Here is a 352-nt window from a genome sequence, read left to right as displayed (position 1 = left end):
GGAAGTTCCATTTGGGATGCCGCTCCCAGTCGGTAAAGCCGGGATAAATGGATCGCCCCGGGGGGCGCTTGGTATAAGGCGCAAACGCGCGTAGCCAATTCACCCGCTCCGGCCGGGCCACTACCAGTGCGACCATGGCGTCGGTCAACTCGCCGGGTTGACGCGGGCCGGTACCCACCCCGATCAGCTTGTCGTTGCGGCTGGCGAGCGCGCGAGCCATGTTGTAGCCCTCCACCACATACACCAGCATCGCCGGGAGATCGGGCTTGGCCTCGAAGGTCTTGAAGATGTCCTCGATCACCGCCTCCGGCGTGTCGTTGCAGATGCCGCCCCCCTCCATCGGGCGGATTTC

Annotated in this window: 1 protein-coding gene; it reads right to left on the bottom strand. The window is 64.8% G+C overall.

From position 1 onward, the window contains the following. Positions 1–352 (bottom strand): hypothetical protein (locus JHD67_RS21705; RefSeq protein ID WP_199101201.1); only part of this gene is annotated, 352 nt, incomplete at both ends.

Source organism: Dyella sp. ASV21, assembly GCF_016428975.1.
GTDB lineage: Bacteria > Pseudomonadota > Gammaproteobacteria > Xanthomonadales > Rhodanobacteraceae > Dyella.
Note: the sequence above shows the minus strand (reverse complement) of the source record. Positions and strands in the feature narration are given on the sequence as shown.